General features: G+C 67.2%; 11 protein-coding genes and 1 pseudogene. 11 read left to right on the forward strand and 1 reads right to left on the reverse strand.

Translation table 11 applies throughout. From position 1 onward, the window contains the following. Positions 1-78: 78 nt before the first annotated feature. A pseudogene (locus HMPREF2820_RS11115) lies at positions 79-670 on the reverse strand (transposase). A 425-nt stretch (positions 671-1,095) separates the two neighbouring features. Here HMPREF2820_RS11115 and HMPREF2820_RS03760 point away from each other — a divergent pair. The 11 genes from HMPREF2820_RS03760 to HMPREF2820_RS03810 all read left to right on the forward strand — a co-directional run bounded on the left by HMPREF2820_RS03760 (position 1,096) and on the right by HMPREF2820_RS03810 (position 20,163). Beyond that, positions 1,096-1,599: an ECF transporter S component gene (locus HMPREF2820_RS03760; protein WP_246822203.1), complete on the forward strand. Its 504-nt coding sequence runs from the start codon at positions 1,096-1,098 to the stop codon at positions 1,597-1,599. 107 nt (positions 1,600-1,706) lie between these two features. Next, positions 1,707-3,908 (forward strand): ATP-binding cassette domain-containing protein, encoded by a 2,202-nt coding sequence (locus tag HMPREF2820_RS03765; protein WP_246822204.1) that lies wholly within the window; start codon positions 1,707-1,709, stop codon positions 3,906-3,908. A 174-nt stretch (positions 3,909-4,082) separates the two neighbouring features. After that, on the forward strand, positions 4,083-5,855 hold the full coding sequence (locus HMPREF2820_RS03770) for an AMP-binding protein (RefSeq protein ID WP_016423217.1): 1,773 nt from the start codon (positions 4,083-4,085) through the stop codon (positions 5,853-5,855). 10 nt (positions 5,856-5,865) lie between these two features. Continuing rightward, positions 5,866-12,198, forward strand: a complete 6,333-nt coding sequence (locus HMPREF2820_RS03775) for a non-ribosomal peptide synthetase (RefSeq protein WP_070603199.1) — start codon at positions 5,866-5,868, stop codon at positions 12,196-12,198. Next, a complete protein-coding gene (locus tag HMPREF2820_RS03780) occupies positions 12,191-13,369 on the forward strand; it encodes a saccharopine dehydrogenase family protein (protein WP_246822205.1) in 1,179 nt (392 codons plus the stop codon). Before HMPREF2820_RS03775 ends, HMPREF2820_RS03780 begins: the two co-directional genes overlap by 8 nt. Next, positions 13,366-14,385 carry an ABC transporter ATP-binding protein gene (locus tag HMPREF2820_RS03785; RefSeq protein ID WP_070602846.1) on the forward strand — a complete coding sequence of 340 codons (1,020 nt, stop codon included), beginning with the start codon at positions 13,366-13,368 and terminating at the stop codon, positions 14,383-14,385. The genes HMPREF2820_RS03780 and HMPREF2820_RS03785 overlap by 4 nt, the downstream gene beginning before the upstream one ends. Beyond that, entirely contained in the window at positions 14,382-15,134 is a 753-nt protein-coding gene (locus HMPREF2820_RS03790; RefSeq protein ID WP_070602848.1) for an ABC transporter permease, read from the forward strand. The genes HMPREF2820_RS03785 and HMPREF2820_RS03790 overlap by 4 nt, the downstream gene beginning before the upstream one ends. Beyond that, on the forward strand, positions 15,131-15,868 hold the full coding sequence (locus tag HMPREF2820_RS03795) for an ABC transporter permease (RefSeq protein WP_070602850.1): 738 nt from the start codon (positions 15,131-15,133) through the stop codon (positions 15,866-15,868). The genes HMPREF2820_RS03790 and HMPREF2820_RS03795 overlap by 4 nt, the downstream gene beginning before the upstream one ends. A gap of 106 nt (positions 15,869-15,974) precedes the next feature. After that, positions 15,975-16,658, forward strand: a complete 684-nt coding sequence (locus HMPREF2820_RS03800; RefSeq protein ID WP_070602852.1) for a class I SAM-dependent methyltransferase — start codon at positions 15,975-15,977, stop codon at positions 16,656-16,658. Continuing rightward, positions 16,655-18,433, forward strand: coding sequence for an ABC transporter ATP-binding protein (locus tag HMPREF2820_RS03805; protein WP_070602855.1), 1,779 nt, complete (start codon positions 16,655-16,657; stop codon positions 18,431-18,433). The genes HMPREF2820_RS03800 and HMPREF2820_RS03805 overlap by 4 nt, the downstream gene beginning before the upstream one ends. Next, complete coding sequence (locus HMPREF2820_RS03810; protein WP_070602857.1) at positions 18,430-20,163, forward strand: ABC transporter ATP-binding protein; 1,734 nt, start codon at positions 18,430-18,432, stop codon at positions 20,161-20,163. Before HMPREF2820_RS03805 ends, HMPREF2820_RS03810 begins: the two co-directional genes overlap by 4 nt. The last annotated feature ends 43 nt before the right edge of the window (positions 20,164-20,206 follow it).

A 20,206-nucleotide genomic window follows, 5' to 3' on the forward strand; every position in this document is an offset into this window, starting at 1 on the left:
TACATCGTATGGGAGGGGTGTAGCCATGACTGATCGCCGGGCCGCATCGTGCCGGCCGGCGGTGATCAGCGCAGCGGCCTACGCAGCCGTGGCGATGGTTCTAGCAGGGTTTTCTCGGAAGAACTCACGCCGAGTCAACAGGGCATAGATGACGTTGCAGCGGCTTCGGGCAAGCCACATCACCGCGGCATTGTGCTTCTGTCCTTCAGCCCGTTTACGCAGGTAGTAGTCGCGCGATGCGGGATGGCAGTGCGACGCGATCCACGCCGATCGAAACATCGCGTTTTTCAACTGTTTTTTGCCGGCCCTGGTGGGAAACTCGCCGCGGACCGACGTACCCGACTGCCGGGTGGTCGGCGTAAGCGGCTAAGTGTGCGGCATCGGCGAAGTCCTGGCAATCGCCGATGGACAACACGATGTTAGAGGCGGTCTTGATGCCTACGCCGGGCATCGACATCAAGACCTGGGCAATAGGGAACGATTCGAGCATCTCCTCGACTTGTCCGGCAATCGTGTCGCGCTGTGCTTGAAGCGCTTTGATGTTCGCCGCCAGCTGGGGAATGACCAATTCTGCTGCCGCAGTGCCGGGTACCGTGACAGTTCGCTCGGCAAGGGCGGCGAAAATTGCGTCAACCAGGGCAGCAGGGGCCTTCTTGGCGCGGTTGCGCATCCACTTCAGGACCCGGCCTCGACCTGCGGCGGCCAGTTTTGTCGGACCTTCGTAGTGGATGAGCGAGTCCAGCACCAGCGTGCGGGAGAGAATCTCGCCTGCAAAGACGCGCTCGAGTACGGGGCGAATCTCTGTGAGCACGCTGGGAAGGCGGTTTTTCGTTCGGGGGGGGCGGGGGTAATTTCAGTAAATTGAGCCTGGCGTAATCCGATAAGCATTGCCTAACCTAATACTGTTTCAGGTGGTGTTCCCGATCGGGAATCGGCAACGGAAGCGAGGCGGCGACGATGAACGGAAAACGTGGATCGACCGGAGAACCCCTCTCCGGAGGGGGAGCCGGGGACGCGGTAGCGTCGCAGACGGATGACGGGCGGTTGGTGCACGTCGCACCGGTCGCAGCTGGTGGCCGACCATCCATCCGCGACATGCTCGTCGCCGCCGCGATCGGCGTCGCGGGGTCTCTCATCATCGTGCCCCTGACCTACCTGCAGGTGTTCGCCGGCATCGCCCACGTTTATCTCGTCGCGGCGACGCTCGGGTTGTGGTTCCTGCAGTGCGTTGTTCCCCTCATCGTCGTCCGCAAGCCTGGCGCGAGCCTTATCGCGTGCCTTGCCATGGGCGTCGTGTCCGCGGCGACCACCCCGTTCGGCGTCGCCGCAATCGGGGCGCTGACTATGGAAGGATTGCTCATCGAGCTTCCGTTCATGGTCACCCTGTACCGGCGGTGGACGCGTCCCCAGTTCGTGGCGTCGGCGATGTTGTTCTCCGCGCTGATGGGAACGATGGCCCCGCGCGCAGTCGGCGTCGACTCGCCGACCACGCCCATGACCCTGATTAGCTTCGCCGTAGCCTTGGCATCGAGCCTGGTGTTTTTGGTCCTGGGCTTTGCCGTCGCAAAGGGGCTTCGCAGCCGCGGAGTCACCCGGTGACCGGCGGAGCACCCGCGTGCGCCGGTGCGACACGCGGGACGGCCCCGGCCCGGTTACGGGTTAGTGGCGCGGGCGTCCGGCACGCCGATGGGCGATGGGCACCCGACATGGTGGATCTCTCCTTCGATTTCGGCACGATTAACGCCATCACGGGACCCGTGGGATGCGGAAAGACGAGCCTGGCCCACCTCATCGCTGGACTGATCCCCTCGCACATCCCCATCGACCATGCCGGATTCGTGCACATCGTCGATGCCGACGGCACCGAACGCCCCGTGGACGGGGACCGGGTCACCTTCGTCGGGCAAGACCCGTCGACGCAGGTGCTCACGCTCCGAGTCGTCGATGACGTGTCGATGGCCCTCGAGTTTTCCCTCGTGGAAGCCGGCATCGTCGCCAAGCAATCAGCCGAGGCCCTATCGGAGCTCGGGCTGTCAGAGCTCGCGGAGAAGGATCCGTGGGCTTTGTCGGGTGGGCAACGCCAGCGGATGGCCATCGCCGGTGCTGTGGCCAGGGCGCCGGAGGTCATGATCTTCGACGAGCCCGCGGCCCACGTTGACGAGGACGGTCGTCGGTCGCTGTTCGCCGCCATCCGTGATTTGCGGGCCCCGGGGCGCGTTATCCTGCTCATCGAGCACGACCTCCGCCCGTTCGACGGGTGGGTCGACACGGTGACAATCCTCGATGCGGACGGGAGCGTCGCCGCGCACGGAGCACCGGAGGGCATCGCGGTGAAGGGCATTGCGACGTCGGCCGCGCCCGCCGGAGCGCCGGACGCCAGTACGCCGGGCACGGGGGCACCGGACCGTCCCGATTTGGAATCGGAGGCGGATGCCGTTCCACTGCTGGCCTTGACCGGAACCCACGTGGCCCGAGGCGGGGAGAGGATTCTGGACGGGGCCGATCTGACACTGGAACGGGGCGAGATTCATGCCCTAGTCGGCGCCAACGGAGCCGGTAAGTCCACCTTGCTGGCGGTGCTGTCAGGCCAGATGAAGGCGGGAGCGAACTTCCGGATCGACGGCGCGTCCGCCCGGCGCGTCCCCGACGCCTTCGCGTCGTGGGCGTTCCAGAACCCCGAGCACCAGTTCACCCGCGCGACCGTCGCCGCGGAAATCGACTCCGCGCTGGCCGGCACGGACCCGCACGGACCACTCGGCGCCGATGAGCTGCGGAAACTGCGGGAAGCCCTGTGCCCCAGGGCACTTGACCCCGTCTCGCCGTTCGTCCTGTCGGGCGGACAGAAAAGACGGTTGGGCATCTTCCTGGCGGTGGCGGCCAATCGCCGTTTGCTGCTTCTCGACGAGCCGTTGGCGCACCTGGATTCGCCGAGCTCGCGCATCGTACTGGATGCGCTAGCGGAATACGCCGGGGCCGGCGGAACCGTTGTGTTCACGTGCCACGACCGCCGTGTCGCGCGAACGTGGGCAGATAGGGCGAGCATCGTCGCCGAAGGGAAGGTCGCCTGGTCCGGTCCCGCAGCCGACCTGCCGGCTTCCCCGGAGTCGTCCCGGCGGGATCGCCCACTGCCCGCGGCCGGCGCACGGACGTCCTTGGACGAAAGCCCCGGGACCAGTGAATCCGCCGCTCGAAGGCGCGCGGGGTTGAACGCCATCACGATTGTCGCGGCGGTGGTGTTCGTCCTCGTCGCCGCGCTGCTCTCCGGCGGAGACGCCGTTCTCGCCCTGACGGTGGTCGCGTTCCTCGCACTCGCTGCGATCGCGGAACGCGACGTTCGGGCGACGGCGGGGAAGGTCCTTCTTGTCCTGTTAATCGGGGTGTTCTTCGGCCTGCTCGGGTGGCGCTCCGAGTTCTACGGAGGTGGGGATGCGTCGGAAGCCGTCCGCCACGGCATCCATCACGGACTGCTGTTGATGGCCGTGTTCGCGGGGACGGTCCTGGTCTCCGCGTGCATGCGCGTCGAGGAGCTTTTCGACGCCATGGTGCAACGCCTCCGGGTGCCCTACACATGGTGCACCATAGCGATTTCCGGGGTGAGCATCGCAGCGTTCCTGCGCAGTGAAATCCCCCAGCTGACATGGGCGATTAGATTGCGCTCGATGCGACCGGAGCGGTCTTTCCGCTCCGGTTTCATTCGCGCGACGACGCCCGCGCGCATCGCTTTCCCGTTGTTCGTCAGCGCCGTGCGCTGCGCCGAAAAGCTGTCCCTGACGCTGGCGATGCGCAACTTCGGCCTCTATCCGCGGCGTACCTTCCGCACCGATCACCCCTGGCGAGTGCGTGACGGGTTCGCGGCCGCAGCGTCCGCCGCGGTCTTCGTCGCCGCCCTGGTGTCCGCAGTGACTTGACGGGCGCCTGGAACCGGCGGGTCCCGGGCCCGCGAGCGTTTCTGAGCTTGTGCGGAGACGCGCCCCACCCAGTTGCTTCACCCTTTCAACCCTTCAGACACATCCTCCGGGTCACGCCATGCGGGCCCGGTCCGCCCGGCACCGGCATGGCGCCGACGACCGAAAGAGGTACCAATGAACACGATCCGGACCATCAGCGACGTGCTTCGGGACAAGGCCGATGAGACGAAAAAGGGGATCACCTTCGTCGAGAATCGGCGGGACGTCTTCGTCCCGTATGGCCGGGTCCATGCGGAGGCGGTGGCGGCTGCGACTCGGTTGGCCGAAGCCGGCATCGGCCCCGGCGATCGCGTGATCTTCCAGGTTTCGGAGAACCGCGGGCTCATCCGGGCGTTCTGGGGCTGCGTCTACGCCGGCGCGGTTCCGGCGCTTGCGCCGCCGGTGTCGGGCCCGGTTGACGTCGACAGGGTGCGGACGCTCTCGGACATGATGCCCGGGGCCCCGATCCTGGTCGACGAACGCAGTTACACGCTGCTCACCGGCGCAAACGGTGCCGTGGTCGTGGGCGAGGACCGGCTGCTCGACGTGTCCATCGTCAATGACGCTGCCGCGGAACCGGATGCGGCGATGCCGGGTGATGCTGAATCGGACTTCTCTCAGGCGGGTGACGTGGATTCCGGGGATGGCGCCGGGGCGGTCCCCGCGTTCCCGGTGCGAGGTGGGACGGCAGGCGAAGCCCTCATCCAGTTTTCGTCCGGCTCCACGGGATCGCCAAAGGGCGTCATCGTAACCAACGAGTCCGTGCTGAACGGTCTGCGCGCGACGATCCCACGCCACGCGCACCGGTACGAGAACAAGATGCTCACGTGGCTGCCTTTGACCCACAACCTTTCGCTGATCGGCTTCCACGTCTACGCCCTTTTTCGTGGGTACGACCAGGTGTTGCTGCCGGTTTCCGAGGTGGTCGCCGATCCCCCGAGGTGGTTCGAGGCCGTGACCAGGCACCGGCCGACGGTGACAGTGTGCCCGAACTTCGCGTTCAAGCATTTCCTGCGCCATCTCGAGCGCCGGCCCCTCGGGGATGACCACGGTTACGACTTCTCCAACGTCCAGAAGCTGATGAGCGGTTCTGAGCCCATCGACGCTCCATTGGCCCGGAAGTTCCTTGCGGCGATGTCCGCCATGGGCCTCCGGGAGGATGCCCTGACCTCCGCCTACGGAATGTCCGAAGCTTGCCTGCTGGTCACGACCCGGGACATCTACTCGGGTCTGTCCACGGTGCGACTTGACCGGACGGGCATCGCCACGGGGCAGCGTTTCGAGGACATCGAGAGCGAGTCCGGAGCTGAGTTCGTCGCCTTGGGCAAGGCCGTCCCGGGGATTTCCTTGACCATCCGCGATGACGGGGGCGGGGTCCTCGGCGACGGCACCGTCGGTGAAATCCACATCGCCGGCGCTCCGATGACCCGCGCCGCGATCACAGCAGAGGGGATCGTGGAGCACGAGCTCACCGATGATGGGGCGTTCGCAACGGGGGACATGGGCATTCTCCGCGACGGCGAGTTGTTCGTCCTCGGCCGGAAGAAGGACATCATCTTCGTCAACGGCCGGAATTACTATTCGGCTGATTTGGAAGCCGTGCTGGAGAATGTGCTTGACCGCGATGTTGCCGTTCTCGGCCGGAGCAACCCAGCCACGGGCGAAGAGGAGATCGCCGTGTTCTTGGCCAGGCGGACCCCGACCGATCGTAAGGCCGACGATGCGACCGGTGCCGGGCAATCGGACGGGGATGAACCTCCGATCGATGAACAGGCGGTGGCCCGGTCCGCGACGACCGAGCTGATGCGCGTCGCCGGGGTGCCCGTCTCCAGGGTTCTGTGGGTCGACGAGCTGCCCGTCGCGTCGAACGGCAAGAAGCTCCGCCGCAAGCTCGAGGCTCTGCTCTGAGGCGATGACGATGACCAATGAAACGATCGCGCCGGCCGTCGCATCTACCGCCGTGGGAAGAGCCCGCACCGGGGCTCGAGTCGCCCCCGAACGGCTGTCGGAGTCCATCGCCGACGCCATCGGCGTGCACCTGGATTCGGCGGACGTGAAACTCCGCGACCACATCCCGAACTCCCTGACTTTCCTCCAGATGCTGCTGGCGCTGGAGGACGAGTACGGGGTCACCATCGATTACGCGGCGATGGACCCCGGGGGCACGGTCGCTGATTTGGCGGCCGTCATCGACGCCGCCCGGGGTGGCGCTGATGCCGGATCTGCCGCAGGCGCCGCTGCCGGGGCCGATCCCGCTGTAGCGACGGGTGAGTCGGATGACGGCTGTGCCGGCAAAAATGGGGCTGGTCCCGCGGATGCGGTCCCGCTCAATCCAATCCAGACCGCCTACCTGCTCGGCGCGGACGAGGACATCGAGCTTGGTGGCCAAGCGACGTACATCTACGCGGAATCCCGGCACGACTATTCGTTGCCGCAGGTGGAGGAGGCCGTGCGGGCGGTCTTCGGGCGTCACGACGTGCTGTTCCATCGGCTCGACGTCGATGCCGGGGTCTTGAGCCCGACCGGCGTGTGCCTCGCCACCGTCGAGGTAGTCGGGTCCGGCGACGATATCGACGCGGCGGTGGGGGAGATCCGTCGGGACATGCGAACCGCGGCGCGATCGTCGAACGAGGACGGCCCCATGGTCGCCGCGAGGCTGCTCGCAGATGCGGGCGGGTGCAGGATGTTCATCTACTTCAACATGATCGTCATGGATGCGGGTTCGGTGTACCTGTTCTTCGACGAGCTCGAATCCCTGCTGGCCGGGGAGCCGCCGGCTCCGGCTTCCAGATATGGGGATGCCCTGGCGGCAATCTCTGCGCGCCGGCGCGACGGGAAACGGGCCGAGGACCTCGCCTACTGGGAGAAGAAGGCCGCAGATCTGCCGCGGCGTCCGGAGTTCCCGGCGGCCGTGGGGGGTGGCGACGATTGGTCGACCCGGCGCTTGGGCACGGTGCTCGACGCGGAGGTCACCGCCAAGCTCAGCGAACGTGCCCGCCGCATTGGAGTTACCCTGTCGTCGCTGGTGATGGCCGTCAACGCCGCCGTCGTCTGCAGGTGGCTGCCCGAATCCGCGTTGACGGTCAACGTGACTGTCAGCGAACGCAGCGGCCTCGCCGCGGGCACGAGGGTGATGGGAGATTTCACTTCATCGATGCTTGTCGGCGTCGACGCCGGGAGAGCCGCGACCATCGACGGGTTGGCGGAGGCGATCGACCTGGACATCCGCGAAGGGCTGTCCCACCGCTGCGTTTCCGGTGTGGAGGTGCTACAGCGATTCCTCCGGGACGCGGCCAATCAGTCCCAGGCCACCGCTCCGGTGGTGTTCACCAGCTACCTCGGCGGCGAGCGGGGAAGCGGGCGCAGCCCGGTCATCGAACGCGTCTACACGCAAACCGCGCAGGTGTGCCTCGACATCCAGGTGATGCCGGCATCGGGCGGGATGGCGTTGTCGTGGGACGTGGTCGACGATTACTTCCCTGCGGTAGATGCGATGTTCGGAGCCGTTGCGGAGGCCCTGGACGTGGTGGCGGAGGGGGGAGAGGCTCTGCCCATCCGTCATGCGGAGACGGAGAGGGCCGTCGCCCGCTACAACGACGCTGCGGGCCCGATCCACGATGACACCCTGGTTTCGCTTGTCGAAGCCGCATGCGCGGCGACTCCGGATGCGCCGGCCGTGCGCCTCGCCGCCCGTGGCATCTCGTACACCTACGCCGAGGTCTGGGCCAGGGCCGGACGCATCGCCCGCCAACTCTCGGATTCCGGCGTCGGGGCGGGGGATGCGGTGATCGTGCGCTACACCAAGCATCCCGACGACATCGTCAACATGGTCGGCGCATTGCGTGCGGGAGCCGCATTCGTGCCTGTCGACGCGGGCATGCCGGCCCAGCGACAAGAATACGTAGTGGAAGCCTCAGGTGCGGCGGGCCCGATTCTGGACACCGGCGTGATCGATGAACTGGACCAAAGCGGAGTAGCGGGCGTCGGCAAGCCCGCAGCCGCGGAAGTCTGCGACCGCGCGAGCAGCGCGGGTGCGCACTCTTCGCCCGGCACTGCCCCTGACGACCTTGCCTACGTCATCTTCACCTCGGGGACCACGGGCCGGCCAAAGGGTGTGCGGATCAGTCATCGCAACTGTATCAACACCATCCTCGACGTGAACCGGCAGTATGGGGTCACCTCCGCCGATTGCATCATCGGATTGTCGTCGCTGGGCTTCGACCTGTCGGTCTACGACGTGTTCGGTGCGTTCGCGGCAGGCGCGACGGTGACGATGGTCGGAGACGAACGCGACGCCGATGAAATCCTCAACGTCTTGCGGGAAGAGCGGGTCACGCTGTGGAACTCCGCGCCCGCCCTGTTGGAACTCGCCCTGGTCCGGGCGGCGGACGACGACGTGTTCCCGGATGTGCGCACCGTATTGCTCAGCGGCGATCGCATCGCAGCGGGGCTTCCGGCTCGCGCCATGTCCATGTTCCCGAACGCGTCGATCAATAGCCTGGGCGGTGCGACCGAAGGAAGCATTTGGTCCATCCACTACCCGTTGCAACGCGATAGCCTGGAAAACCGCATTCCCTACGGGTACCCGCTGGCGAACCAGGGCATCCACGTGCTCGCGCCCGACGGGGTGCATTGCCCTGTCGGGGTGCCGGGGGAAATCCACATCAGCGGTCTCGGCGTCGCGCAGGGGTATGCGGCCGATCCGGAGCGGACCGCTGCCGCCTTCGGGTATGTCCCAGGCGTCGGTCGCTGCTACCGGACCGGAGACGTGGGCGTGTTCAACGCGGAGGGTTTTGTGGAATTTCTCGGCCGCCGCGATCGACAGGTGAAAATCGCGGGCTTCCGCGTCGAACTCGGAGAAATCGAATCGGTCCTCGAGCGGTCCGGCCTGGTGACCGCGTCGATGGCGGCGGTCGTCGAATCGGGCGATCGGGGACTACTGGCGTGCCTCTACGTTCCGGTGGACGATATGACCGGCTCGCGGGATGCCGTCCGGGCCGAGCTTGCCCGATGCTTGCCAGCGTACATGGTACCGACGGTCCTGCTGCCGGTGGCGCACCTGCCCGTTACCGTCAACGGGAAACTGGACCAGGAGGAAATTCGTAGGCACGTCGGCGCCGCGGGCGGCGGGGCAACGGCCGATGGCGAGGTCGCCGGGGCGGGGGCCGGAGCCGTGGGCTCGGCTGGTTCCGTCGCCGACCCCGGGGCGATCGAGTTGGTGTCCGGAATCTTCGACGAGATTCTCGGGGAAGCCCCGTCGACGGGTGCCGCGGATTCGGCGTGCGGCGCGGGAGAGTCCTTCTTCCGCCGCGGCGGCGATTCCCTGCAATTCCAGGTTATGATTCGCGCAATCCGGCAGAAGACGGGAGTCCGGCTCCGTTTCCGCGACGTCATCGTCGACCCGACCATCGCGCACATCGCCGGCCTTGTATCGGAGGCCATGCGGGAGTCCGGGGCCGAGTCTGAAGCCGTCGCCGAGGCAGTGCCTTCCCCCGATTGTGCCGTCGGTGCCGGTTCAGCCGCAGGAGGCGCCCGAGAATGCTCCGCGAGTGCCCACGGAAAGGATCCGGTGGAACAATTCGGGGATGACCCCCACGCGCCGTTCCCCTTGACTGACATGCAGAAGGCCTACTACGTTGGCCGGAACTCTGGGTTCGAGCTGGGCGGCGTCACCGAGCACTACTACATCGAATCCGTCACCGAACCCGGTACCGACATCGATCGCCTGGAAGACGCCCTCGACAAGCTAATCCGCAGGCATCCGATGCTGCGCGTCGTGTTCACCGCACAAGCCACGCAGCGGATCCTGCCGGAGGTTCCGCGCTACCGTATTGATGTCGCCGACTACCGGACCGCCGATGAGGCGACCGTGGTCGAGGCGGTGCGGCGCAAGCGCGATGAGCTGAGCCACCAGGTATTCGATCTGGGCAGCTGGCCCTTGTTCCATCTGTCGGCGTTCGCGCTCCCGGACGGGCGGCACCGCCTGTTCTTCAGCGTGGACATGATCATCGGAGACGGGGCGAGCCAGCGGATTTTCATCGACGACCTGGACAAGCTGTACCGAGGAACGGAGCTTCCGCCCGTCACTGGCGACTACCGCACGTACGTCTTGGAGATGAAGCGTCGGGAAGCTTCGGCGGTCGGGCGGGGCGAAGAGACGTTGACTCGGACGGTGGTCGAGGAATTCCCGCCCGGCAACACCCTTCCATCAAGCGGTGCGGCCGCGGACGTGGATGTGCCGCGGATGCGTCGCCTGTCGTACACGTTCACCGCTGAGGAAACCGCACTGTTGCGGGAAAGGGCCAGCGCCGCCGACGGCAGCGTGTCCGCACTGCTTCTCGCCTGCTATGCGACGAGCCTGTCGCTGTGGTCGAAGGGGGATTCGGTCGGCATCAACATCACCACGTACAACCGTGATTCCGAAATCGCCGACGTCGCCGGCGTCTTCGGTGATTTCACCGGCGTCATTCTGATGCCTGTAAAAGCGGCCGCCGACCATGATCTCCGTTGGTGGACGGCGGAACTGCGCAACCGGCTGCTCGGGCACATGGCGGCCGGGTACTCCGGGGTGTCGTTGCTCGGCACCATCGCGCGCCACCGGGGTCTGCCCGTCGGACAGGCCATAGCGCCGTTCGTGTACACCTCGTTGCTGTTCGGCGAGGGGGCCGCGGCAGGCGATGGCTCGGGCAAGGATGCCCACGTCCTGGGAGACGTCGATTACGCCATCTCCCAGACTCCGCAGGTGCTGTTGGACAACCAGGTGATGGAGGTCGACGGGCGTATCAACGTCGCCTGGGATTTCGTCGAGCAGATCCTGAAACCGGAACTGGTGGAGGACATCTTCGACCATTACATCAGGTCGGTGTCGGGCTTCGCCGGGGGCTGCTCCGAAGCGGCGCCGCTGAGCGTCGGCCAGGTTCGGCACCTGCGCCTGGCGGTCGGGGGCACTTCTTCCGGCGGTGGGGTGATCGACGACGGCGTCGCGGGCGTGTTATCGGCAGAGCGCGACAGGGCGGGCGCGATCTCGAGGATCGCATCCGGGGACCTGATGGGCCGAGTTCGCGGATACCTGACGGTCATCACTGGGATAGTCCGGGCCGACCTCGGCGGCGCCGAAGCCGGCGCGGACGACGACCTGTTCCTCCTCGGCTACGACTCCCTGGGATTCGTGAAACTGATGCAGCGGATCCAGGACATCACCGGGGCGTCGGTGCCGCTCGCGGAAGCGCTGGCCAAGCCGACGCCACGTGGCGTGGCAGAGCTCGTCGGCCAGTCGACGACCACGCCGACCGACCGGCGGGACGCGGATGATCCCGGCGCGTCGGCCGCGGACCGTTCGCTGGTCCTATTGCGCAGCGGTGATGAGGCGCGCCCGATCTTCCTCGTCCACGGCGGATTCGGCACCGTCGACATCTACCGAGACCTGGCACTCGCGATCCCCGGTGGCGGGCAGGTGTGGGGCGTCGGCTTCGCGGAGTTCGAGAGACCATTCCCCCACGCTATCGGCATCGGCGATATCGCGGCCCACTATTCGGGCCGGGTCCGCGAGGTGCTCGTCGACGGTGCCGCCCCTGCGATCGTTGGATGGAGCCTCGGCGGCACCATCGCGGCCGAGATGGCGCTCCGTTTGGCCGATCTCGATCCTGCGCTGGTGTTTCTCGACAGTCTGGCTCCGGGGATCGCGGTCGACGTCGGGGATTTCGACGCGGAATCCGAAAAGGGGCTGCTGTCCCGGGTGATGCCCTCGATCGCCGATCTCCCGCACGGAACGCCGGTTGCCCGCCTCTGGGCGGAGTTCGGCGGGGTCGACGAGACCGATGAGGAACGAGGGGCCCGCCTGCGTGCCCTGGCCGCAGCGGTCGCACCGACGCTCCTGGAGGACCTTGGGCTTTCCGGCGACCGGGTGACAGCGACGGAGTTCAACTCGCTGCGCTCGCTCATCGATGCCCGCACCCGGTACCGGCCCGAGGGGCGGGTGGGGGAGGCGCTGTTCGTTTTCCCCGATGACGGCGAGGCTCACAACCACGACCAGTGGCGGGACCACCTCGTCGATGACCTCTGCGTCGCCGGCGTCGCGGGAAACCACTATTCGTTCGTCCTCGGAGAGGATGCCGCGCTGACTGGGGCTCTCATCGGGGAGTACATCGAACACCGGCGCCGGGCGCCGGAAACGGACGACAGGGCAGTGGACCCGTCGTCCGATGGAATCGACCGGTCGCGGGACCGGGGAAACGAGATGGAAAGTGACTGATCGACGAAACGGCGGGGAAGCACGGGACCGCGACGCGGGCGAACCTGTGAAAGTGCTGGTGGCCGGAGGTACCGGCGTCACCGGACGGCTCGTCCGGGGGATGCTCGGCGCCGTCGACGGGATCGAGCTGGCCTACACTTCCCGAAAGAAACCGGACGATGGCCCGGGGCGGCACTTCCCGCTGAGGATCGCCGCCGGCCACAACGAGATCTGCAGGGTATTCCGCAAACACGATTGGGTGGTCAACTGCACCGGCCCGTTCGAGGTGCACGCAGACTCACTCGCCCGTGCTTGCATTGACTCAGGCACCGGATACATCGACGTCAACGATTCGATCGACGCCCGCCGCGCAATCATGGCCCTCGACGGGGATGCCCGGCGGGAGGGGGTTCCCGTGCTCACCGGGTTCGGCCTGTGCCCGGGCTTGTCGACGGCACTGTTGATTCTCGGGGCCCGCGCTGCGGGGGTCGAAGAGGTCCGCGATGTGCGGGTCGATCTGAGAATCGGCGCCGACCAGGAATCCGGGGCCGCGTCGGTCGAGTCGATGTTCCGGACCATTCGCGGCGGATACCGCGCGATGCTCGGCGGCGCCATTGTCGAAGTGCGGCGCAACCCGGTGTCGTCGCAAAGCGGAATCGGCTACGAATGCCCGGACGTCGACGTCGTACGCGAGGTGTGCCCCTCGATCCGTGGATATTCCTACCACGTCGCCTTCGATGCCCTCCCCGATGCGTTGGTGGAGAAGATCTGCACGTCGAGACTGTACGCGATGCCCGTTGTCTCCGGTCTGCTCGCCCGTCTCGGGGCGGCCGTGACATCGCGGAAGGCGCGGGCGAAGGGCACTCCGCAACCCGCCGAGCTGGTCGTCGCACTGTCGTCCGCCGGCGCGGGCGATGCGGGGCCGTCGGCCGAGACGACCGTCGTCCGGGCGACCGGCCCAGGTTCCTACAAAATGACCGCGGCGATTGCTGCCGCCACCGTTGTGGCGGTGGCGGGGAAGCCGGTCGCGCCGGGGTGCCGGGATCTCGTCGGCCACCCCCGGCTCCTCGAACCGGTCCTCGCCTTCGCCCGCGATGCGGGCATCCATATCGAGGTGCCGCATGACAACCCGACCACGGGGCCGCTGCCGACAGCGGCCCACTGCGATACCAAAGGAAAGGGGAAACGATGACGGAGAAAGCTGAACGAGGTGCGGCGATTGTCGTCCGCGACCTCACGAAGAGCTACCCGATTGCGGGCAAAGCGGGCACCCCGCCCGAAGGCGGGCGCAAGGGAAAGCGCGGTGCCCGGATGCGCAAGCATGTGCTCGACGGCGTGAGTTTCACCGTGCCCACCGGGGCGATCGTGTCGTTCCTCGGCCACAACGGTGCAGGCAAGACCACCCTCATCCGAATCCTGTCGACGCTCATCACCGCCGACTCCGGCGAGGTGAGCATCTTCTCGCGCGATGTGAAAGAGGACCCGGCGGGCGTGCGCGCTGACATTGCCACCACCGGCCAATTCGCGGCGATTGACGAGAACCTCACTGGCCGGGAGAATCTGGAGTTCTTCGGGCGGCTGCGCGGACTCGACCGCGCCGCCGCGGCCGCCCGCGCGACGGAACTGCTCGCGCAATTCTCGCTCGCGGACAGTGCCTCGACGCTGGCATCGGCCTATTCGGGTGGCATGCGGCGCCGCCTCGACATCGCCGCGTCGCTGTGCGTTGTGCCCAGGCTGCTGTTCCTCGACGAACCCACGACGGGGCTGGACCCGGTCAGCCGCGAAGAGCTGTGGGGCTTCATCCGGCAACTGCGGGACGACGGAATGACCCTGGTGCTGACCACCCAGTACCTGGAAGAGGCGGAGGCGCTGGCAGACCACGTCCATCTGCTCAAGGATCGCCGCATCGTCGCCAGCGGAACGCCGGAGGAATTGCGCCGCGACTTCGGGTCGCACGTGCTCCGCGTGTCCTTTGCCACCGCCGCCGAGGCGGAGGCGTTCGCCCGCTGCCTCGGGGGAACGTGCCTGGACGGCGCCCGCGTCGCGGGGAAGTCGGTGTCCCTCGACGTCGACCCCGGACCGCGGGTCCTCGAGGCGGTGGCGCAGGCGATGGAGGCCTCGGAAGCGTCGCCGGATTCGCTGAGCGTGTCGCCGCCCACCCTCAACGAGGTGTTCATATCGATGAACGCAGGGGGTGCGGCGCGATGAGTGCGACGTCGGTCGCGGCGTTCCTCCGCCGGGATCTGCTGCTGTTGCGACGCAACACCGCGTCGCTGATCTCCATGTTCGTAGTTCCGCCCCTCTTCCTGCTGTGCCTGTACGCGGTGTTTGGGTACTCGGCGGGGCAATCCGGCTTCGGGTACCTGCGTTTCGTGCTCGGCGGCTGCCTGTTCCAGGCGGCGATGTTCACCGCCGCGGCGTCGGCGATGGCGGTGGGACAGGACGTCGAATCCGGGCTTGTTGACCGCGTGCGCGTGTTGCCCGGGGCCACAGGCGGCTATGTCGCCGGCAGACTCGCCACCGATTTGCTGCGGATGTCCGCGTCGATCGCGGCGCTGCTGGTCGTCGCGTGGGCCTGTGGACTCGACATGGCTGTCGGTGACGTCGCGTGGACTGTCCTGTGGTCGCTGCTCGTCGCGGCGGTCCTGTCCCTGGTCACGGACGGGGTGATCCTGATGGTGCCCGCCCCGGTGTCGACGGCCTCATCGATCCAGGCGCTGGAAATGCTGCTGCTTATGTTCTCCACCGCGTTCATTCCGGCGACCGCTTTGGACGACTCCCTGCGCGACGTCGTACGTCACATGCCGTTTTCGCCGATGATCGAGGTGATCAGGGCGGCGTCCCCGGACGCCTTCCCGGATAGCGCCGGGGAAGAGGCAGCCCTGTGGCTCGGTGTCGCGGTGGTCGCCGGAATCGTCCTGTTCATCCGCCGGTTCACCTCGAGGAGCGAATCATGATCGACGCCATCTTCGTGCATTTGCGGCGCATCGCCCACATTTGGCTGCGGCGCCCCGACTTCTGGTTCATGACGTTCATTGCTCCGCTCGTGTACCTGTTCATCGTCAACCGCATGTTCGGTGGACTGGTCAGGCAGCTCACCGGAGAGTTCGAACTCCGGAACGCGGTCATCCTGGTCGTGACGGCGTGGGCGTTCATCCTGGCCATCACGGGATCGTCCACCGTGTTCGTTGAACGCAGCAATGGCTTCCACGAGCGGTTAATCACCATGCCGTCACCGTACGCGGCCGTGCCGGCCGCACGGATTATTGCCGAGTTCATCCGGATCATGGCGATGACGGTCGTTGTCGCGGCGGTGGCCGCCTTGCTTTCCGACGGCCCCCCGGAGGTGTCCTGGTGGTGGAGGATTGCGGTGACCGGCGCGATGGTTGCCGCGGCGGCCGCATGCACCGGCACGTACATCGCGTTCTCCATCACCAGCCCCCAGGGTTCCGTGGCCCTCATCCCGTTAATCATCGTTGCGATGTTCGTCAACACGGTGCTCATGCCCGCCGACCACTTCCGTCCCCTCCTGCGCGGAATCGCCGGGCACACCCCAGTATCCGCGGCCGGCGAGGCCGTCAACGGCACCGGGGCTGCGGGTCTGGTGGTCTGCGCGGCCTGGTTCTTAGGCATCGCCGTGCTCGCGGCGTGGGGCATCGCCGTGAAAACGAGGCCGGGGGAGGCTGCATGACGGGCACGTCCACGGGGGCGGCGCCGCCGATGACGGCCCGCGAACCCGAGCACCTAACCCGAAACCGCCGCGTGGACGCGGCCCACACACCCGGAGACAGAACCAGATGAAGTCGATTGCCCAGATCGTCCAGAACAACCGCAGACTCCTCGCGGCCTACGAGGACAAGGTCCAGCCGAGGTTCCTCAGCCGCTATGCGCGTGAACCGATGGACGCCGCCGCCGTGTATCGGAAGCTCCGTGCGCTGGATCCCGGGCCGGATGCGCCGGCCCGGGTTCTCGACCTCGGTTGCGGAACCGGGTGGCTCGCCCGCATGCTCGCCGCCGAGCCTCGCTATCGCAGGGCGAACATCGTCGGTTACGACCTGTCGCCCAATGCAATCCGCATCGCCCGCGAACGCGCCGCCGTCGAAGGGCTCGGGGCCCGGACGGAATTCCACGTCGCCGACGTCCTCGCGCCGCTCGCGGGAGAGCCCGGCGGGACCGATGAAATCTGGGTGTGCGGCGCGCTCCACCAAATGAAGGATGCGGGTGCTGCGCTCGGCAGGGTCGCCGGGCTGCTCGCCGACGGCGGCATCGCTTACGTGCAGACGTTCGCCGAGGATCCCGACGTGAACGAGCGGGTCGACATGGCCGTCATGGCGAAGATGGGCCACCGGGTGTTCCGGGGCAGCGAGCTCGAGGACCTCGCCGAAGCCAACGGGCTGAAGCTGGGCGGAGCCTCACGCGCCGGCATGGTGTACTTCTGCACTCTCACGAAGAAAAGCACGATCGGGGAGGCGGGCAAGTGAGCGCCGTGGACGGGACCGTAAGCCCGTGGTCGCTGCTCGCCCCGATCCGGACCCGGATGCGTGCGGTGGTCGCGTTATCCGTCCTGTCGTCGGTGGCTACCGTCGCTTCGCTGGTCGGCATCATCGACATCGCGATGACGTACCCGGAGGCCCCGGAGCATCGGACGTGGTTGGCCGTGGCTGTCATCGTCGTCGCCGCAACGGTGCGCATGGCCGCGGACGGCGCCGCCGGCATGCTCTCGCACCGGGCGGATAACGACCTGCAGCTCCACCTTCGGCGCCGGCTGGTCGCCCAAATCCGGAAGTTGCCGCTGGGCTGGCTGGACGCTCGGCGCTCGTCGGGAATCATCGGGTCGGTTGAGAAGGACGTCGCGGCTATCCACCAGCTCATGGGCCACACCGTCGGTGAGACCGTGGTGGCGGTGCTGGTTCCCATGCTTTCCCTCATCGCGCTCGTTGCGGTGGATTGGCGGATTGCGGCGGTGGCGGTCGTCCCGGTGCTGGTCACCTTCTCCCTGATGGGTGTGATGATTTCGCGCGGAGCCGGTCTTCAGCGCGACTACGAGCGAGCCTCCGAAGGAGTGACGGCCGCGGTCATCGAGTTGGTGCGAGGTATCTCAGTGATGAAGTCCTTCGGACGCGCCAACCAGGGCGCGGGTCGCTACGATGCCGCGGCGCTGTCGTTCGTCCGTGCGTGGTCTGCCTGGTCCCGGCAGTCGAACATCTATCTCGGGGTCATCGACGTGGTGACGTCCCCGATCACAGTCCTCGCAGTGGTGTGCGGGGCCGGCCTCGCTCTGAGGGACGCCGCGGGCGGCCTACCGGAGGGGCTCGTCGCCGGGCTGGTTCTCGGCCTTGGACTCTCCGCGGCGATCGTGCGGGTGGCCATGAACTCCGAACCCATCATCGCGGGGATCGCTGCCCTGAAGTCCATCGCGGAGGTGCTGGGCACGCCGCCGATCGTCGAGCCCGCCGATCCGGTGCCCGCGCGCGGAGGCGCGCTCGAGGCCCGGAACCTGGTCTTCTCCTACGGCGATGGGCCGCGGGTCCTCGACGGGATGTCCGCGACGTTCGAACCGGGGACCCTCACTGCGCTGGTGGGGTCCTCCGGTTCCGGAAAGTCCACCGTCGCCCGGCTGTTGGCGCGTTTCTACGACCCCGTTGAAGGCTCGGTGCTGCTGGGCGGCGCCGATCTTCGCGACATCGCCGTGCGTGACGTGCACCGCTCGGTGTCGGTGGTGTTCCAAGATCCGCAGTTGCTCACGCTGCCGTTGCGGGAGAACATCCGGCTGGCCAGGAGAGACGCCACCGACGGCGAAATCATGGCGGCCGCGAAGCTCGCGAACCTCGATGCGGTCATCGCGGCGCTGCCGAAGGGCCTGGATTCGGTGGTCAACGTCGACGTGACCTTTTCCGGTGGTGAGGCGCAGCGCGTGGCCATCGCGAGGTCGATCGTCACGGACGCGCCGGTGCTCATCTTCGACGAGGCAACCGCTTACGCGGATCCGGCTTCCGAGGCCCTCATCCAGTCCGCAATCGAGCGTTTGGCCCGTTCACGGACGGTGATTGTGATCGCGCACAGGTTGAGCACGATCCGCAACGCCGACCGCATCCTCGTTCTCGACGGGGGAGCGGTCGCGGAGGCGGGTACTCACGACGAGTTGCTTGCGCGCGGTGGCCGCTACCGGGATTTGTGGCGCGCGTTCGCGCTCGACGACGAACCATCCGCCCCGCGGGGCACTGAATCAGACGATGAAAAGGCAGGGAACCGATGATTTGGGACTTGTGGTCGATGACGGATCGGCGCTCGAGAATGACGCTGGCGTGGCTCATTGCGTTGGCCGTGCTTGCCGCGCTGGCTCAGGGAGCGGCGTTCGTCGCGCTGCTGCCGCTGCTGTCGGCTCTGGCCGAGGGAGATGATGCGACGGCGTGGCGTTTCACCGGCGTCATCGCCGGCCTCGCGGCCGCCCATGCGGTGCTGTCTCTCGCTGCGGGGACGGTCGGCAGGGCGAATTCCGCAGCGGTGCTGTCGTCCCTGCTGCGTTCCCTGGGCGAACGCGTGCTGACGTTGCCACTCGGGTACGTCACCAAGTCCACGGCCGGCCGCTTTTCGGAGATGGCATCGTCGGGTATCGCGTTCGCGGCGTCCGTGCCGCACGTGATCCTGCGGCCTGTCATCGCCGCGGCGGTTGCGCCGACCGTCATCGCCTTCGGAATTCTGGCGGTGGATTGGCGCGTCGGTTTGGTTCTCGTCGCGTCGGCGCCGGTGATCTTCTTCGCCTACCGGGCCATTGGTCGGGTCGGCGGGGAGTCGGACGAAGCGCATGCTGACGCCGTCGCTGCCGTCTCCGGCAGGCTGATCGAGTTCACCCGCTGCCAGCAGGCGATTCGCGCCGCGGGCGACGGTTCGGCGGCGGACGCGATGGTGGATGAGGCAATCCGGGCCCAACACGATGCGTTCGCGAAGGCGACGTCGACGCAGGGGGCGGCCATCGGACGACTGGGTTCGGTCGTCCATGCGGTGTTCACGGCGGCGGTGATAGTCGCCGTGGCAGTCGCCGCGACGGGCGGGATGGCGCCGGCGCATTTGGCGCCGATGCTCATCGTGGTCGTCCAGTTCACCGGACCGATCACCACGGCGGGAGCGTTGTCCGGCGGTTTCGGTGCGGGCCGCAACACGTTGGCTGCGTTGCGTGACCTGCGGGCAATCCCCGCCCTTCCCGAACCTGCCGCACCGGAGCTGCCCGACGGGCATGACGTGGAGTTCCGCGACGTGAGCTTCGGGTACGGGGATAAGAAGGTTCTCGACGGCGTCAGCTTCCGTGCACCTCAGGGAGCGCTGGTTGCCGTAGTGGGACCGTCGGGGGCGGGCAAGACGACGGTCATGCGGCTGCTGTCGCGTTTTCATGATCCGGACTCGGGGGAGGTCCTCATCGGCGGGGTACCCTTGCCTCGGATTGGCACCGACGGCGTGAACTCGCTGGTGACCCCGGTGTTCCAAGAGACGTTCCTTTTCGACGCGTCCGTGCGGGACAACGTGGTCTTCGCCGATCCCGGATTCGGTTCCGAGCCCGGTGGCGGGGACCGCTTGCGCGAGGCTGCCCGGCGTTCCGGGGTGGACCGCATCGTGGAGCTGCTGCCTTCCGGGTGGGATACCCCGGTGGGGGAGGAGGGGACGCTGCTGTCGGGAGGCGAGCGGCAGCGCCTCGCCATTGCCCGGGCGCTTCTGAAGGATTCCCCGGTGGTGCTTCTCGACGAGCCGACGTCCTCGCTGGATGCGGCCACTGAGCGGGCGATCGTTGGCACGATGGAGGCGTTGCGCGGCGATCGCACCGTGATTGTCGTCGCCCATCGCCTGCACACCGTTCGCGATGCCGACCTCATCGTCGTGCTTTCGGAGGACGGGACGGTCGCAGAACGGGGCACGCACGATGAATTGCTGGCGAAGGGCGGCCGCTACGCCGAGTCGTGGGCGTGCCGGACGGGGAGCTCCACGGGCGCCTGATCCTCATCACCTGGTCGATGCCCTCACGGGCGCCCTGCCGCAG

This window comes from Corynebacterium sp. HMSC064E08 (assembly GCF_001811805.1).
Lineage (GTDB): Bacteria > Actinomycetota > Actinomycetes > Mycobacteriales > Mycobacteriaceae > Corynebacterium > Corynebacterium jeikeium_D.

Bases quoted from the DNA above. Each gene is read 5' to 3' on its own strand.
- HMPREF2820_RS03810 (WP_070602857.1), top strand. From the start codon at position 18,430: ATGATTTGGGACTTGTGGTCGATGACGGATCGGCGCTCGAGAATGACG.
- HMPREF2820_RS03795 (WP_070602850.1), top strand. From the start codon at position 15,131: ATGATCGACGCCATCTTCGTGCATTTGCGGCGCATCGCCCACATTTGG.
- HMPREF2820_RS03760 (WP_246822203.1), top strand. From the start codon at position 1,096: ATGCTCGTCGCCGCCGCGATCGGCGTCGCGGGGTCTCTCATCATCGTG.
- HMPREF2820_RS03775 (WP_070603199.1), top strand. From the start codon at position 5,866: ATGACCAATGAAACGATCGCGCCGGCCGTCGCATCTACCGCCGTGGGA.
- HMPREF2820_RS03790 (WP_070602848.1), top strand. From the start codon at position 14,382: ATGAGTGCGACGTCGGTCGCGGCGTTCCTCCGCCGGGATCTGCTGCTG.
- HMPREF2820_RS03785 (WP_070602846.1), top strand. From the start codon at position 13,366: ATGACGGAGAAAGCTGAACGAGGTGCGGCGATTGTCGTCCGCGACCTC.
- HMPREF2820_RS03800 (WP_070602852.1), top strand. From the start codon at position 15,975: ATGAAGTCGATTGCCCAGATCGTCCAGAACAACCGCAGACTCCTCGCG.
- HMPREF2820_RS03765 (WP_246822204.1), top strand. From the start codon at position 1,707: ATGGTGGATCTCTCCTTCGATTTCGGCACGATTAACGCCATCACGGGA.
- HMPREF2820_RS03770 (WP_016423217.1), top strand. From the start codon at position 4,083: ATGAACACGATCCGGACCATCAGCGACGTGCTTCGGGACAAGGCCGAT.